General features: G+C 49.4%; 17 protein-coding genes. 14 read left to right on the top strand and 3 right to left on the bottom strand.

Annotated features, from left to right (window positions below; genetic code table 11):
- Window positions 1–48: 48 nt before the first annotated feature.
- A complete protein-coding gene (locus KJS57_RS05490; protein ID WP_211020918.1) occupies window positions 49–765 on the top strand; it encodes a response regulator transcription factor in 717 nt (238 codons plus the stop codon).
- Entirely contained in the window at window positions 766–2208 is a 1443-nt protein-coding gene (locus KJS57_RS05495; protein ID WP_213654025.1) for a HAMP domain-containing sensor histidine kinase, read from the top strand.
- A 106-nt stretch (window positions 2209–2314) separates the two neighbouring features.
- On the opposite strand, the gene serA is transcribed toward KJS57_RS05495, so the two are convergent.
- Entirely contained in the window at window positions 2315–3904 is a 1590-nt protein-coding gene (gene serA / locus KJS57_RS05500) for a phosphoglycerate dehydrogenase (RefSeq protein ID WP_211020916.1), read from the bottom strand.
- Window positions 3905–4601: 697 nt separating this feature from the next.
- Between serA and KJS57_RS05505 the strand changes: the two genes are divergently transcribed.
- The 3 genes from KJS57_RS05505 (at window position 4602) to serS (ending at window position 7130) form a co-directional block, all read left to right on the top strand.
- On the top strand, window positions 4602–5195 hold the full coding sequence (locus KJS57_RS05505) for a CPBP family intramembrane glutamic endopeptidase (RefSeq protein WP_211020915.1): 594 nt from the start codon (window positions 4602–4604) through the stop codon (window positions 5193–5195).
- Window positions 5192–5560 (top strand): hypothetical protein, encoded by a 369-nt coding sequence (locus tag KJS57_RS05510; RefSeq protein WP_213654026.1) that lies wholly within the window; start codon window positions 5192–5194, stop codon window positions 5558–5560. The genes KJS57_RS05505 and KJS57_RS05510 overlap by 4 nt, the downstream gene beginning before the upstream one ends.
- 268 nt (window positions 5561–5828) lie before the next feature.
- Window positions 5829–7130, top strand: a complete 1302-nt coding sequence (serS, locus tag KJS57_RS05515) for a serine--tRNA ligase (RefSeq protein ID WP_213654027.1) — start codon at window positions 5829–5831, stop codon at window positions 7128–7130.
- A 306-nt stretch (window positions 7131–7436) separates the two neighbouring features.
- Here the strand turns inward: serS and KJS57_RS05520 are convergent, their stop codons facing one another.
- Together KJS57_RS05520 and KJS57_RS05525 are read right to left on the bottom strand one after the other, a co-directional pair.
- A complete protein-coding gene (locus KJS57_RS05520; protein ID WP_373316797.1) occupies window positions 7437–8345 on the bottom strand; it encodes a polysaccharide deacetylase family protein in 909 nt (302 codons plus the stop codon).
- A gap of 119 nt (window positions 8346–8464) precedes the next feature.
- A complete protein-coding gene (locus tag KJS57_RS05525; RefSeq protein WP_211020911.1) occupies window positions 8465–9361 on the bottom strand; it encodes a polysaccharide deacetylase family protein in 897 nt (298 codons plus the stop codon).
- Window positions 9362–9448: 87 nt separating this feature from the next.
- On the opposite strand from KJS57_RS05525, the gene KJS57_RS05530 reads away from it, so the two are divergent.
- From KJS57_RS05530 to KJS57_RS05570, 9 genes are all read left to right on the top strand, one after another.
- The gene (locus KJS57_RS05530) at window positions 9449–9808 is read left to right on the top strand and encodes a hypothetical protein (protein WP_213654029.1); all 360 of its coding nucleotides are present in this window, start codon (window positions 9449–9451) and stop codon (window positions 9806–9808) included.
- A gap of 187 nt (window positions 9809–9995) precedes the next feature.
- Window positions 9996–10616, top strand: a complete 621-nt coding sequence (locus tag KJS57_RS05535; protein WP_213654030.1) for a genetic competence negative regulator — start codon at window positions 9996–9998, stop codon at window positions 10614–10616.
- Between the two features lie 78 nt (window positions 10617–10694).
- Complete coding sequence (gene prsW / locus KJS57_RS05540) at window positions 10695–11384, top strand: glutamic-type intramembrane protease PrsW (protein WP_211020908.1); 690 nt, start codon at window positions 10695–10697, stop codon at window positions 11382–11384.
- 74 nt (window positions 11385–11458) lie between these two features.
- A complete protein-coding gene (locus KJS57_RS05545) occupies window positions 11459–11608 on the top strand; it encodes a hypothetical protein (protein WP_213654031.1) in 150 nt (49 codons plus the stop codon).
- A gap of 111 nt (window positions 11609–11719) precedes the next feature.
- On the top strand, window positions 11720–13081 hold the full coding sequence (gene ypeB, locus KJS57_RS05550) for a germination protein YpeB (RefSeq protein ID WP_211020907.1): 1362 nt from the start codon (window positions 11720–11722) through the stop codon (window positions 13079–13081).
- Between the two features lie 142 nt (window positions 13082–13223).
- Entirely contained in the window at window positions 13224–13877 is a 654-nt protein-coding gene (locus KJS57_RS05555) for a flagellar brake protein (RefSeq protein WP_213654032.1), read from the top strand.
- 86 nt (window positions 13878–13963) lie between these two features.
- Window positions 13964–14173 (top strand): hypothetical protein, encoded by a 210-nt coding sequence (locus KJS57_RS05560; RefSeq protein WP_213654033.1) that lies wholly within the window; start codon window positions 13964–13966, stop codon window positions 14171–14173.
- Between the two features lie 118 nt (window positions 14174–14291).
- Window positions 14292–14999, top strand: a complete 708-nt coding sequence (gene cmk / locus KJS57_RS05565; protein WP_213654034.1) for a (d)CMP kinase — start codon at window positions 14292–14294, stop codon at window positions 14997–14999.
- Window positions 14996–15577, top strand: coding sequence for a lysophospholipid acyltransferase family protein (locus tag KJS57_RS05570; protein WP_211020903.1), 582 nt, complete (start codon window positions 14996–14998; stop codon window positions 15575–15577). Before cmk ends, KJS57_RS05570 begins: the two co-directional genes overlap by 4 nt.
- The last annotated feature ends 43 nt before the right edge of the window (window positions 15578–15620 follow it).

The raw sequence follows: 15620 nt of genomic DNA on the forward strand, positions 1-15620 counted from the left end.
GAACTACATTCAGTGCTCAAGCGTAAGAAGATGAAGGGGTTGTTGTCCATGTCAGATCAAGAAAACCGTATTCTGGTAGTCGACGATGAAGAACGCATCCGCCGATTGCTTAAAATGTATCTGGAAAAAGAAGGATATGAAATCGATGAAGCCGAGGATGGAGAAATAGCTCTGAAAAAAGCGACCGCCAACGATTACGGCTTGATTCTCCTCGATGTGATGCTGCCGGGAATCGACGGGGTAGAGGTATGTAACCGTCTTAGACAAGTGAAGTCGACGCCGGTGTTAATGTTGACGGCCAAAGGGGAAGAGATCAACCGGGTGCAGGGATTTGAAGTCGGTGCCGATGATTACGTCGTCAAGCCGTTCAGTCCCCGCGAGGTGATTTACCGGGTCAAAGCGATTATGCGCCGCGCTTCGGCGACAGCCTACTTGACCAAGGAAAACGGTACTAGCAACAATATCGTGTTCCCTCATCTCGTTATTGAGCATGACGCTCACCGGGTTACGGCCAGCGGGCAGGAAGTCAGCTTGACGCCGAAGGAATATGAACTGCTGCATTATCTGGCAGTCTCCCCGGATAAAGTGTTCTCCCGGGAAGAGCTCTTGAAAGATGTATGGAACTACGAATTTTTCGGCGACCTGCGTACGGTCGATACGCATGTGAAACGCCTTCGCGAGAAGTTGAACAAAGTATCTCCGGAATCCGCTGCCATGATCACGACGGTATGGGGCGTAGGTTACAAGCTGGAGGTAGCGAAATAAGTGAATTTCTTAAGAACGCTTGTCGGTAAGCTGTGGATTACGATCATTTGTCTGGTGGCATTTGTCCTCCTTTCCGTGGGATTGTTTTTTCTTCCCTATATCGATACGAATTTTACGAATCCGGGAGCCATCAAAAAACTGTTCGTCCTCGTTTCGATGATCGGCTTCTCGCTGACAACGTTCTTTGCGTTATTTTTGATCACCAAAATTACGCAGCCGATGCAGCGGCTTATTCAAGCCACGGATTCGATTCGCAAAGGGAATTACGACACCCGGCTTTCGCTGAAAACCAGCGACGAGATCGGCGTGTTGTCTAATACGTTCAACCATATGGCCGAGGAATTGGAGAAGACGATCCGAAGTCTGAACCATGAAAAAGAGCACCTATCCAGCGTGCTTCGCAGCATGAATGATGCGGTTATTACCTTGGACGGGAGCGGCTATGTCATATTGACCAATCCCCCGGGTGAACGCATTCTGCAGATGTGGGGCGATTTGCCGGATGAGGAAAGCGAAACGGCAGAAACTGTTCAGGGCTCATTGCAAAAGATTCCGCGTCCGCTTCAGCAGATGTTTCGTAAAGTGCTGGATCAGGAAGGCGACCAGAGCATGAACATCCATGTAAAAAAAGGCGTCTGGTCCGTGCATATGGCCCCCCTTGCTTCGGATGGAGGCATTCGCGGGGCGGTAGCTGTTCTGCGCGATGTTACCGAAGAAGTGAAGCTGGAAAAAATGCGCCGGGATTTCGTAGCTAATGTTTCGCATGAAATCCGGACACCGCTTTCGATGATGCAGGGATACAGCGAAGCGTTGCTTGACGGAATGGCGACATCTCCGGAGGAGAGCGCAGAGCTGGTCCAGGTTATTCATGATGAATCGCTTCGAATGGGGCGGCTTGTCCGGGACTTATTGGACTTGGCCCGTATGGAGGCTGGTCATACCGATATGACTATGCAATCTGTGGATATTCGGGAGCTCGCCGAACGCGTATACCGCAAATTTCTCGTACGCTCGAAGGAGAATGACATCGCTTTGCGGCTGGAGCTTAAGGACGGTCCCCTGGAACTCCAGGAGGCGAACGAGGATCGTCTGGAGCAGGTGCTGACGAATCTGCTGGACAATGCTTTCCGTCATACTCCTGAAGGGGGCACGATCTCTATTGAAGCGGGAATGGCTGAAGGGGGACATGGATCCGAGCTGCACTTGTCCGTTAGAGACAGTGGAGTCGGGATTCCGGCGGACGATTTGCCGTTCGTCTTCGACAGATTCTATAAAGCCGATAAAGCACGCGTCCGCGGTGAAACCGGAGGAACGGGGTTAGGCTTGTCCATTGTGAAGAACATTGTCGATTCCCATGGCGGCTCGATCTATGCCGAGAGCGAAGTGGGGAAGGGAACCGCATTTCATATGCTGCTGCCTGTCGAAAAGCCGCAATTATCGTAAAAATGTAAAAACACCCTTTGTAAAAAGGGTGTTTTTTTGTTGAACCGAAGAGATTAATCTTGTTCAACGTGGAACATATTGGATTGAATCTTAGTTCAGAGACTTATTATTCAAAAGCGATTTGTTGAGCTTTGTTGACTTCAGCCAGCTTGGTCAGCTCAGCAAGGACTTCCTTAGGCGTTTCCTTATCAACGGTGAGCACCATGATCGCTTCGCCTCCAACGATTTTCCGGCCAACCTGCATCGAAGCGATGTTGACATCGTTTTTGCCGAGCAACGTGCCTACGCTGCCGATAATACCCGGCTTGTCGTTGTGCGAGATGAAGATCAGATGTCCTTCCGGAGCGATGTCAACCGGGAACTTATCGATTTGAACGATCCGTGCGCCGTACCCGTTCAACAGCGTACCCGCGATGCGGCGTTCTGCACCGTCCTGGGTTTTAAGCGATACGCTGATCAGGTTGGTGAAGCCTTTGGTAGCCGAAGCCTGGGATACGACAACGTTCACGTCGCGGGCTTTGGCGAGGTGCATCGAGTTGACGATGTTGACGTCATTTCCGAAATGGCGCGAAAGCACACCTTTAATGATATAACGAGTCAGCGGCTGAGTGTCGACTTCCGCCAAGTCGCCAGCGTAATCGACATGAATTTCCTGAACCGCCACATCGTTGAGTTGAGCCAAGAATGCGCCGATCTTTTCACCGAGCTCAAAGTAAGGCTGAAGCTTGTTCATTACGCTAGGAGCTACCGGAGGCATATTCACGGCGTTCTTGAACGGTTCGTTGCGCAAAATGTGCAGAACTTGCTCCGATACGTCGATAGCCACATTTTCCTGGGCCTCAATTGTGGATGCGCCGAGGTGAGGAGTAACGATGACTTTCGGATTGTTCAGGAACGGGTGATCCGCTTCCGGCGGTTCCTTCTCGAATACGTCGAATGCCGCACCGGCTACGATCCCTTGATCGATCGCTTCAACAAGCGCCATTTCGTCAACTACACCGCCGCGGGCACAGTTGATAATGCGCATGCCTTTTTTCATAACTTCAAATTGAGGACGCGAAATCATATGCTTCGTTTCCGGTGTCAACGGCGTGTGAACGGTGATGAAGTCAGCGTTCCGGACGATATCGTCCACCGAAGCCAGCGTAATTCCGAGCTTCTCAGCACGCTCTTCCGTCAGGAACGGATCGTAGCCGAGAATATCCATGCCGAACGCTTTTGCACGCTTTGCGACTTCGCTGCCGATCCGGCCCATGCCGAGAACGCCGAGCGTCTTGTTGCGCAATTCCACGCCCAGGAACTTGCGGTCCCATGTGCCTTGGATCGTCTTGGCGTACGCTTGCGGAATGTGACGGGCCAGCGCCATCATCATAGCGAAAGCATGCTCGCAAGTTGTGATCGTGTTGCCATCGGGAGCATTGATGACGACAATCCCGCGCTTGGTAGCCGCTTCGAGGTTGATGTTGTCAACGCCGACGCCTGCGCGGCCGATAACTTTCAGGTTTTTGCCGGCTTCCATAATCTTCTCGGTTACTTTGGTCTGGCTGCGGACGAGCAGGCCGTCGTATTCGGCGATGATAGCAACAAGCTCATCCTCGCTAAGTCCTGTCTTTTTCTCCACGACGACGTCGCTTGCGTCCATGAGCTGCTGAATTCCCATGTCGCTGATTGGATCCGAAACTAATACTTTAAACATGATTTCTAGCCTCCTAATTTGTCTTTTGTTTATAGGATTGCTTCTTCGGGATTGCGGACTGCCCGCAGCAGCCTGCATACCCCTGGAAGCATTACCATACGCACTTGCTTTTCTCCATTACCGTTACACTGTACCAAAGGATAGAGATAGATGAGCACCGCAAACAAAGAATTTGGCGCGATTGGGCGAAAGGTACTAAAAAAACTCCCAATCCGCATACTACTGCCGTAGTAAGGGACGAGAGTTGTTCGTGGTACCACCCTAATTCACTGGACCTTTGCAGGTCACAGCCTCAATGTCATAATGACGGAATGATAACGGAATTATTCCGACTGCGCCTACAATCTGATAAGAGGTTCAACGCAGTGACTCAGGATCGCTAAAGTTGTCGTTCCACTGCCGGTTTCCAGCACCACCGGCTCTCTGGGAGCTTCCGGACGACTTTGTTTCCTTCACAGTTTTTTGCGAAATCTAATTTTTCATAATGTATCATGCGGCGTCAGAGGTGTCAATACTATTTCGTCCGATCGGTTTCGGGCGCAGGGAGCGGCCTTGAATCCGACCGGTTTTTTGGGTATGATTTTATTAATGTCGAATTTGCTCATTTCCGGACGAGCCGGGTATTTTTTTGCCTTTGGCTAACTGATTGACTTATTGACTTGTATTTCTATTACAATAGACAGGGTTTGACAAAATTATGAAAAAATTCAAATTCGGCAAAGTGAAGATCCAGAGAGTGGATCCCGCTCAGATTGATGACCGTTTGCTATTGATCAATCTTTATTTTACTCAAGGTTTAGCTTTGTTTATTGGACTGATTATTCTCTTTTTTCAAAAAAGAAATCCGCTTACCGTGCTGAAATTTCCGCAGACCCCGGAATTCCTTTATTGGGGAGTAGGCCTTGCGGGGTGCATGCTGGTCATTGACTTGCTGCTTTCAAAAATCGTCCTTGAGGAAGCTTTGGATGATGGGGGAATCAATACCAAGCTGTTCCAAGCCCGCCCCGTGTGGCATATCGTTTTGATCGCTTTCGTTGTGTCGATTTGTGAAGAACTTTTGTTTCGCGGAGCGATTCAGCACGGTCTGGGACCTTACTGGACCAGCATCCTGTTTGCCGTGATCCATATCCGTTATCTGAAGCACTGGATCCCGACGGGCTGGGTGTTTGCCAGCAGTTATGGCCTTGGATTTATCTACGTACAGACAGGGACGCTGTGGGCCCCGATCGTCTGTCATTTTCTCATCGACCTCATCTCAGGACTAGCTATCAAATATCGGAGGGAAACATGAACGAAAGGCTGAGCAGATCGGAGCGGCATGCACGAAACCGCAGCTCCGCTAATGGGACGCGTAAAAGGACGCGCCGAATCGAGGCGTCCGAAACGCTTGAGCGTAAAGCATCGGGGACATCCTATGTTGAAATGGCGGTGTCTTCAGAAACCGCACCAATTATCAGCGATACCGAATATTTCACGGAAGGCAATGAATCTGACGTAAGCGAACTGCCGACGAGAAAAGAGATGTTCCCTTCCCAGCGTATCAAAATTACCAGATGGTTTTACAATTCGTTATTGTACATATTCATCGCGATCATGATTTATTTGCTGTGGTGGGGGATCAGTGACTCTCCTTGGGGAGAAAGCCATGGTCTCTAATCCGGGGTTGCGCTTGATTTGCAAATCGGATATACTGTGAAAAATTTAAAATTCTTAAAATGCCGATGATGAGCATCCAACTCGGAGGCGTTTTCGCCAAGAAAATCAAACCGAATTTTCTAAGTTTACCGGCCCGCCCGTTATCGCGGATCCAAAGTGATTGCAGCCGTATGCGCTGCAATAAGTTGGGTGGCACCGCGAGCAGAGCGCTCCTCGTCCCAAGGATGAGGGCGCTCTTTGTGTTTTTTTAAGAAAAGGAGCGGTGGTAATGCTTGATATTCGGTGGATTCGCGAAAACGCGACACAAGTACAGGAAGCGGCCGATGCAAAAAGGTTGAACCTGTCGGTGGAGGAACTTTTAACGTGGGATGAACGTCGGCGTCAGCTGTTGCAGGAATCGGAGGAGTTACGAAGACGGAGAAATGAAGGGGCGAAGGAGGTAGCTATAGCGGTCCAAGCTGGCGAATTGTCCAAGATGGAGAGCATGAAAGTATCGCTGAAGGAATTGAACGGGCAGTTGGAAGAAGTGGATAAGGAATTACAAACCGCGGAATTGGAATTCAACCGGTTGATGCTGCTTGTTCCGAATGTACCCTCGGCCGATACTCCGGCTGGGGCAAGCGATGCCGACAATGTGGAGATCAGGAGAGAGGGGGATCTGCCGGTCTGGAATTTTGCGCCTAAAGATCATGTGGAGCTTGGCGCGCTGCACGGAATGATTGATATTCCCCGAGGGGTAAAGGTGGCTGGCAGCCGCAGCTACTATTTGAAAGGACCGGGCTTGCTCCTTCATCGGGCCGTACAGCAGCTTGCACTTGATCTGCTGCTTGATGCGGGTTTCACCCCGCTTGAGGTGCCTTTGCTCATGAAAGAGGAGCAAATGATTAATACGGGGTATTTTCCATCGGGGAGGGACCAGGCCTACTCGGTAGATAATGAAGGAGCATGGTTGGCTGGAACAGCGGAGGTGCCGCTTGTTTCGTATTACGGGGACGAAATTCTAGATGTGAAGGAGCCGATCAGATTGGCAGCCGTGTCGACCTGCTTCCGTAATGAAGTCGGTTCGGCGGGACGGGATGTTCGGGGATTATACCGGGTTCATCAGTTTTCTAAAGTAGAAATGGTAGTGATTTGTGAGCCGAACGATGCCGTCTCGGATTCGCTGCATCGCGAAATTACCGGCCATGCGGAGCGGCTACTCTCGCTGCTTGAGCTGCCTTATCGGGTGATGGCTGTCTGCGCCGGCGACATGTCGCCTAAGACGTTCAAACAGTATGATATTGAAACCTGGATGCCCAGCCGGGGCGATTTCGGGGAGACTCACTCGTCTTCGAACCTGCACAGCTTCCAGGCGCGTAGGTCCAATATCCGCTGTCGTGATACCGATGGACGGCTTGTATTCTGCCATACCCTCAACAATACGGCGGTAGCGTCGCCGCGCATCCTGATTCCGCTGCTGGAGAATCATCAGCAAGAGGATGGGTCGATCTATATCCCGGAGGCGCTTCGTAAATATTTGGGCGGAAGAGAGTTGTTGGTTCCCGGTCTTTTTGAAGCAAGGAACGACTGACTTCTAAAGAGATTCAAACCCAGGGGACCTCAAGCGCAGCGCTTGGATGGATCAACACGGAACTGAAGTACAACAATTTCAGGATTCGTGCTGGATGCAAATAATTGTAAAACTTACAGTTATTATCCGATAGAAAGGCAAATTGAGTGAATTAACTGTAAAACCTCCAGCTATTCAGCCCCATTTCCCGATGTAACAGGGATAGCGGCTAATTAACTGGAGGTTTTACATCTATTTTTGAATTTTGAATAAATTACGTGAAATTAACTGTAGAAAATCCAGTTATTTGAAGAACATGGCCTTTCATTATTCAGCCGTTTCCGGTTTTTCAGAAATGGTGAGCGGGTCCACGAAACTGTAGCCTTTGGCTTCCAGCTTGGTCAGGAGCTCATCGAGTGCCTCAACGGTCCAAGGAAGCTCGTGCATCAGTATATTGCTGCCGGCATGCAATTGATCCATGACGTTCTGGATCACTGCATCCGGCTTGTTTTTATTCTTGGAATCCCAATCAAGAGAGCCGTTGGACCAGGTCATGTAGATCATGTCATTCTCTTCGACGATTTGATGCAGCTTGTCATTCCCCGAGCCGAATGGCGGACGGAAAAAACGGGGTTTCTCGCCGATCGTTTCCTCGACAATGTTTTGAACGTCTTCGACTTGCTTCCGGGCGCTGGCTTCCGTTTCCTTTTTTAGATCGATGTGATCCCAGCTATGATTCCCGATGATTTGACCGCGGTCATGGATCAGCTGCAAAAGTTCGGGCTTCGATTTGACGCGGTAGCCGTTGACGAAGAAGATCGCTTTGGCGTTGTGCTTATCCAAGGTATCGATAAGACCGTCGATCATTTCTTGTTCTTTTGGTCCGTCGTCAAAGGTCAGCAGCACCACTTTCTTCTCGGTGCCCTCTTCATTGGGAACCACATTGTAGGCTTTGTTGATATGGTAGAGGTTTGCCGGCTGTTCTTGCCCATTTTGCTCGTCATCCTTGTTTTGCCCGTCGGTTCCTGCCGGATCGGTGCCATTCTCAGGTTCTTGCTCAGCCTCCAGATTTTGTCCGGTTTCCGATTCAGGTGACGTTGTCGAAGTGCCTCCGGACGGAAGGGCAGCGTTGGATTCGGTTGCAGAGGGAGTCGGTTCCGGGGTTTCCTGTTTTTGGCCGCAGGCGCTTAGCAGCAGGCATGCGGCTGCAAACAACACCAATTTTTTGCTGATCAAGTGGATCATCTCGCTTTCCTGTATTTATGCAGTATGAGTTTGTTTTAAAGTGCGAATAAAGTGGAGATACTAGTAATTTGTGAGTCGGAAGAGAGAATTGTTTCCCAGGGATGGATAAGTTAATTGCCCGTTCCCGGATTATCAGAAATGGTACGCGGATCCACGAAACTGTAGCCTTCAGCTTCCAGTTTGGTCAGGAGCTCATCAAGTCCCTCCACGGTCCAAGGGAGTTCGTGCATAAGTATGTTACTGCCGGGATGCATCTGATCCATGATGTTCTGGATCACAGCTTCCGGCTTGTTATTCTTAGGATCCCAATCAAGCGAGTCGTTGGACCAGGTCGTGTAGATCATGTCGTTCTCTCCGACGATTTGTTGCAGCGTGTCGTTCACCGAGCCGAATGGCGGACGGAAAAACCGGGGTTTTTCACCGATCGTATCTTCGACGATGTTCTGTACGTCCTCGATCTGCTTACGGACGCTGTCTTCCGTTTCTATATTTAGATCGATGTGGTCCCAGCTATGATTCCCGATGATTTGACCGCGGTCATGGATCAGCTTCAAGAGTTCGGGCTTCTCTTTGACCCGGTAGCCATTGACAAAAAATATAGCTTTGGCGTTGTGCTTGTCCAAGGTATCGATAAGGTCGTCGATCATTTCTTTTTCCTTTGGACCGTCGTCAAACGTCAAAAGCACCACTTTCTTTTCGGCGCCCTCTTCAAGGGGAACTACATTGTTGGTATGGTCGATATAGTAAAGGTTTACCGGCTGCTCTTGCCCATTTTGTTTGTCATTGTTGTTTTGATCGTTGGGTCCTGCTGGATCGGTTCCATTCTCCTGATTTTGACCGGTTTCCGAGTCCGTTGACGTTGCCGAGGTGCCTCCGGAAGGAGCGGCAGCATTGGATTCAGTTGCGGAGGGAGTCGGTTCCGGTGTTTCCTGTTTTTGGCCGCATGCACTTAGGAGCAGGCATACGGCTGCAAACAGCAGAACTTTTTTGCTGATCAACTTTATCATCTCGCTTTCCTGTATTTATTCCGCATGAGTTTGTTTCATTGCGCGAACACTACAATTGATTCTAACATATCCAAGGAGGTTGTTTAGGTGAAATCTTCCTCATTTTTATGCGGTGTATTGTTTGGTGCCGTAGCCGCCGTCTGGGCATCGCGCCGCAAAGGTGGTCTGATGTCCATGATGAACGGAGCGGGGTCCGTTCTGAAGTCGCACGAGACGAACTCGAATTCATCGCAACCCAAATCGTCGCAGGCCGCCACAGGCCAGGATAAGATCGGTGCCGCTGCAACGGCCCAGGTGCATCCCAGTCCGGTTTCTTCGACCCATGAGAATCATTCGAAGGAATACAATCTGAAGCAGATTACTGATTTTATTAAAGGCAATCCGGATGTCCGCCGCGAGGTCGACGCAATATTGAAGGAAACTCATTCCACAATCCCCGGTTTGTAATCCTTGCCCTGCATGAATCATTTTCGGTTTCTCTTTAGGGGAACCGGAAGTGATTCTTTTTTTGACTATTTTATTACGTGCATTTACCGAAAATAAATGATAACATACTTACAAAGAACCATTTCCAGCACACATTAGAGCAGGTTTCATAATCTGTTATAACAAGGTATGGAGAGGAGGATCCTGTATGAGGATTGAGAGACTTGGCCAGGATAAAATACGGATTTTCCTCACGTTTGACGATCTAAGCGAACGCGGTATTCAAAAAGAGGATATGTGGCAGGAAATTCCGAAAGTCCACGACCTGTTCACCGAGATGATGGACCAGGCATATAACGAAGTGGGCTTTGATGCAACTGGACCTCTTGCAGTGGAAGTGTTCGCCCTTCCTGCCCAGGGAATGGTCGTCATCGTTACACGAGGCAAATACGATCACCATCATTTTGGGGTCGGATCGCCATATGAGGATGAACTGCCCGAAGAAGTATATGAAATGGAAGTGACGCTGGAGCAGAGCGATACTATTCTCTACTCTTTCGATGATTTTGAAGTATTGATCGAAGCGGCTCACGTTCTGCGGCATATGCATGATGAAGCCGGCAGACTGTATAAATATAACGGGAAATGGGTTCTGAGGCTGGAACCTGACGAGCTTGACGAAGGGAAGATCCCGGCTTTGATTGCCGTTTTGGCCGAATTCGGCGAGGCAACCTCGGTTACCCCGGCTATGCTGGACGAATACGGAGAGGTAATCATGGCCGAGAATGCGATCGACGTCATCTGCAGCCATTTTAAACGTCAGGATTAATGTCATTCCATGAAAATAGGGATGGCATACAACATGGGAGATAAGGGACGGTCGGATGACTGTAAGGGGGGATAACCGTTGCTCTTTTTCTCGATTGCCACGGCAGCGGTTGCTCCCGGTATCGCGCTTTTGACCTACTTTTATTTGAAGGACAAGTATGATGCCGAGCCGCTCTCTATGGTCATTAAAGTTTTTTTGCTTGGTTTCTTGATTGTATTGCCAGTTATGATCGTGCAGCGTGGATTAGCCCTTTGGCTCGGTGACGGTCCATTGATATCGGCTTTCGGTATTTCAGCCGGTGTCGAGGAGTCGTTAAAATGGTTCGTATTGTTCCATATGATTTATAATCATACGGAGTTCGACGAGCCATACGACGGAATCGTTTACGCTGCAGCGATTTCGCTAGGTTTTGCAACCGTTGAGAATGTGATTTTCGCCCTGGCGAGTCATGCTTCGATCGGGACGATGCTCGTACGCGCCTTGCTCCCGGTTTCGGGGCATGCGATGTTCGGTGTCATGATGGGCTACTACCTGGGTCGTGCCAAGTTTTCAACGGGCAGGAAGAGCCGAAAGTTTTTGCTGTACTCACTGTTGCTCCCCTTGTTTTGGCATGGGGTATACGACTGGATTCTTGAGAACGTATCGCTGTACTGGATCTGGTATATCATTCCGCTGATGGCCTTTTTATGGTATGGAGGTATCGGTAAGATGTACAGGGCTAACAATCGTTCGCCTTTCCGGATTACAGAGGCGAGAGGGCAAGATTAAAGTTGTCTTAAAGAGGGCATCCTTATTTTAGAAGCAAGGCTACGGGCCGCTGTTCTGGAAGGGGTGCCTTTTTGGTGCGGGTAAAAGTGAAAATCATCTGTAAAAATTGCGGGGAACGTTTTATTCTCCGGGGGAAAAAAGAAAAGGGGCAGGTCGATACGGGCTTTAAGCAGTGCATCTGCGACAATCGTCATCGGTTTGATATTGAGGAGGAGGCGCTGTAATAAACGGCGACCTCCTCTTCTTGTTTATTAACTGCACGCTCTGAATGCATAAACCTTCTATCTTCTTGTCAAACTATCCTCAGACAGTTGAAGAAGGGAGTGCGTTTAAGGATGTATAAACGATTGAGTGCTATTTTATTTCCGATCGCCGCGATTCTATTGATCGGTTCGCTGGTCTGGGGTTATCAGGAGAACCAGGAGAAAAACGCGATTTTGATTAAAGCGGAGAACCAATACCAACGGGCGTTCCATGATCTGTCGTACCACGTGGACAGGCTTCATAGCGAACTCGGCAATACGCTTGCCGTCCATTCCGCTTCTACAGGGGCCCATCGCAAGGGACTCGTCAACGTTTGGAGAATTACGAGCGAAGCTCAAAATGAAATTAACCAGCTGCCGCTGACATTGCTGCCTTTCAACAAGACCGAGGAATTCTTATCGAGAATCTCCAAGTTTTCTTACCAGACTGGGGTTCGTGATTTGACGAAAGAGCCGCTTTCGGATGGAGAGGTTAAAAATCTGAAAGAACTGTACAAAAGCTCCGCCCAAATTTCAAAGGATCTTCAGGCCGTTCAGAACAAGGTTATCAATAACCGCTTGCGGTGGATGGACGTAGAGACCGCACTGGCGAGCGAAAAAGAGCCGCGGGACAATACGATCATCGACGGTTTTAAAACCGTGGACAAAAAAGTGAGCGAATATCCGGAACTGGACTGGGGACCGTCGGTTTCCAGCATGTACAACAAACGCTCGGTGAAAAAGCTGGGCGGAACTCCGGTCACCGTGGATAAAGTCAAAGCTGATGCTGCACGTTTTACGGGTCATAACGATCATGGAGCCATTAAAGTGGTGGAAAACGGCCGCGGAACGGAATGGGCTTCATTTACGGCTCAAGTTCATGGAAATCAGGGGGATGTTAAGACTCTCGATTTCACAAAGAACGGAGGTCATTTGATCTCTTACTCCGACAGCCGGACGATCGGGCCGAAATCCGTGAACGTCGCAGCAGCGAGAGGACAAGCGGAGAAATTCCTGAAAGATAAAGGCTTCCAGGATATGACGCCGGTTACGTATGACGAGTATGACAATATCGGGACCTTTACCTTTGTAAGTAAACAGGGTGATATCCTGATCTATCCCGAGAAGATTACCGTCCGGGTAGCGTTAGATAACGGCCAGGTAGCAGGCATGCAAGCCAGCGACTACGTTTACGAGCGCGAGAATCGGGAGACTCCGGCAAAACCGAAATTGACGCTGGAACAGGCGCGTAAGTTTTTGAACTCGGATTACAAAGAGAAATACCACCGTCTTGCGCAAATCGAAAACGATATGTCGGAGAAAGTGACGACTTACGAATTCGGAGGGTCGATCAACGGCTCGGATTACAAAATTTTCATCAATGCCGAGACCGGCGGCGAAGAGACGATTGAAGAAATACGCAACGCCCGTCAGGCTGCGCCTGCACGATCATAAGCCAAGAAGGGGAACATCCGCTGTCGGATGCTCTCCTTTTTGTATTTTTCGACCCCGATTAAAAATCTCGCTCCAAAGTCTCGCCCTCATGATATAATTGTTCAATATGCAGCAAGATTTCATTAAGGGGTGGGTGGGAAAGTTGTTGCCTAAAGTAAACGATCTGGTCTATATCCAAGTCGCCTCTGCGGATAATAAGGAAACGGATAAAGAATGCAAGTCCCGAATTGCCGATGTCGAGGAAGAGTTTTTTCTGATCGAGATGCCGATCGAAATCGGAAGCGGGCGAATCAAGCGACTGTTTGTCGGGGACGAGCTCTCTGTTTATTTCTTGACTGATGCCGGTGTGAAAAATTATTTCAATACATATGTGCTTGGGTCCGTTGACGATGTCGTGCAACTGATCCGGATCCGCAAGCCGGAGCCGGAATCGATTACCAAGATCCAGCGCCGGAATTTTTTGCGTGTCGTCGCTGAATTGGAAATTGCCGTAAAGTTGAAGGACAACACCCGTTTTGTGGCGCATACCGACGATGTCGGCGGTGGCGGGGTTTCTTTTTTGTGTGACGGCAAATATAAATTGACTCAAGGGGATCAGTTGTTTTGCTGGCTGTTGATACCTTATAAGAACGGTTCAATCGAGCATGCGCCCTTTGAAGCTGAAGTGGTCAGAACTAAAATGCTGGAGACCGGACGAATGTTGGTTATGTTGAAATTCGCCAGCATTTCGGATATGGAGCGGCAGAAAATTATCCGCTATTGCTTCGAACGCCAATTCGACTTCCGGAACCGGTAATTTTTTATTTAAGAAAGGAAGCGTATTTCCTTCATTTGGATATGCTATGAATGCAGACTATAGCGATCGAATGAAGGAGGGCTTTCATGCATAAAGGCGAAGAGGAACAAGACTATACGGCGCTGTTTATAAGCTTCTCGCAACAAGCTGAATTATGGATGAGGCGATTGCTGATCTGTCTCATTATAGCCCTATGTCTATTCCAGGCGGCGTTGACGATACCGGGTTTTCGGCATTTGCTTTCTTCGGCTGAGAAGTTTGAAGGAGTGCCTGTTCAGCGGCTTGATCGCCCCTAATAAACAATTCCAATGTACTCAAGGCTTTTGCATCCAATTGCTATGTGTGGTATAATTTTCACGTCGCAGGCAATGCCTGCTTTTTTCTTGAGACCGTGTTTTGAGGAGGAATGCCCTTTTGGCAAGCGGAGCGTCATCATCTTATGGCAAGATCAACATCGCGATTGACGGGCCTGCCGGGGCAGGCAAAAGCACCATAGCCCGCCGGGTTGCCGGCTTGCTGTCTTATGTATACGTCGACACCGGTGCGATGTACCGTGCGGCGACCTGGTATTTTAATCAATTGGGGATTGAACCTGAAGATGAAGAAAAAGTGCTTCAAACTTTACCCAATCTGGTTATTGAATTAATACCAGGAGAGAATGGACAGCGGGTACGGGTCAATGGTCAAGAAGCGACGGAAGAAATTCGTTCCTTGGCGGTCAATGCCAAAGTATCCCGATATGCGCAAATCGAGGGGCTGCGCAACAGGCTTGTCTCTCTTCAGCGGCAAATGGCTTTGCGTAAAGGCATCGTGATGGATGGACGCGATATCGGCACTACGGTTCTTCCGGATGCTGAAGTCAAGATATTCATGACAGCCAGCGTCGAAGAACGGGCGCGGCGGCGCTACAAGGAAATGAAGGAACAGAATCAGATTACAATGGAGCAACTCATTGCAGATATGTCCGAACGGGACCGGCTGGATCAGGAAAGGGAAATTTCCCCGCTGCGCCAGGCAGAGGATGCCGTATTGCTGGATACCACGAACATGACGCTGGAAGAAGTTGTCGAATCCATCGTTTCCATGTGCAGAACTTTTGTGAGAGAGAGAGAACTGGGATGATCTACGGTTTTTGCAGAGGCGCGCTTCGCCTCATCTACAAACTGCTGTTCCGTTTGGAGGCAAGCGGTTTGGAACATATCCCCGCAGAAGGGGGCGTTCTGCTCTGTTCCAACCATATCAGCTTATTGGACCCGCCTACTATAGGCATATTGCTGAAGCGCAAGGTCCATTTTATGGCGAAAAAGGAACTGTTCGATATTTTCGGATTCGGCTGGCTTATCAAGCAGCTGGGAGCATTTCCCGTCAAACGTGGCGGCGTAAGCAAGGAATCGATTAAAACCTCCCTGTTGCTGCTCCGCGAAGGACATGTAATGGGAATTTTCCCGGAAGGCACCCGGAACAAGGGTGAAGACGAAGGGGTCGGCAAGAGGGGTGCGGCAACTTTTGCGCTCCGAAGCGATGCGGCCGTTATTCCGGTAGCTATCATTGGAAATTATAAGCTTTTTAGAAAAATGAGAGTGGTTTACGGAGCTCCTGTCGACCTGACGGTTTTTAAGGAAGAAAAGGGCCCGGATTCAGCTGAATTGGCAACCGCGGCGATCATGTCCCGGATTGCGGAGCTTAAATCACGAGGATAAGGATGTCTCATGCATGAAGGCAGGGGGCATTTGGAAAGCTAGG

The organism is Paenibacillus vini (genome assembly GCF_018403325.1).
GTDB classification, from domain to species: Bacteria; Bacillota; Bacilli; order Paenibacillales; family Paenibacillaceae; genus Fontibacillus; species Fontibacillus vini.

What these genes read in the sequence shown, in the direction of transcription:
- KJS57_RS05490 (WP_211020918.1), top strand. Translation starts at nt 49, where the DNA reads ATGTCAGATCAAGAAAACCGTATTCTGGTAGTCGACGATGAAGAACGC.
- serA (WP_211020916.1), bottom strand. Translation starts at nt 3,904, where the DNA reads ATGTTTAAAGTATTAGTTTCGGATCCAATCAGCGACATGGGAATTCAG.
- KJS57_RS05505 (WP_211020915.1), top strand. Translation starts at nt 4,602, where the DNA reads ATGAAAAAATTCAAATTCGGCAAAGTGAAGATCCAGAGAGTGGATCCC.
- KJS57_RS05510 (WP_213654026.1), top strand. Translation starts at nt 5,192, where the DNA reads ATGAACGAAAGGCTGAGCAGATCGGAGCGGCATGCACGAAACCGCAGC.
- serS (WP_213654027.1), top strand. Translation starts at nt 5,829, where the DNA reads ATGCTTGATATTCGGTGGATTCGCGAAAACGCGACACAAGTACAGGAA.
- KJS57_RS05525 (WP_211020911.1), bottom strand. Translation starts at nt 9,361, where the DNA reads ATGATAAAGTTGATCAGCAAAAAAGTTCTGCTGTTTGCAGCCGTATGC.
- KJS57_RS05535 (WP_213654030.1), top strand. Translation starts at nt 9,996, where the DNA reads ATGAGGATTGAGAGACTTGGCCAGGATAAAATACGGATTTTCCTCACG.
- ypeB (WP_211020907.1), top strand. Translation starts at nt 11,720, where the DNA reads ATGTATAAACGATTGAGTGCTATTTTATTTCCGATCGCCGCGATTCTA.
- KJS57_RS05560 (WP_213654033.1), top strand. Translation starts at nt 13,964, where the DNA reads ATGCATAAAGGCGAAGAGGAACAAGACTATACGGCGCTGTTTATAAGC.
- KJS57_RS05570 (WP_211020903.1), top strand. Translation starts at nt 14,996, where the DNA reads ATGATCTACGGTTTTTGCAGAGGCGCGCTTCGCCTCATCTACAAACTG.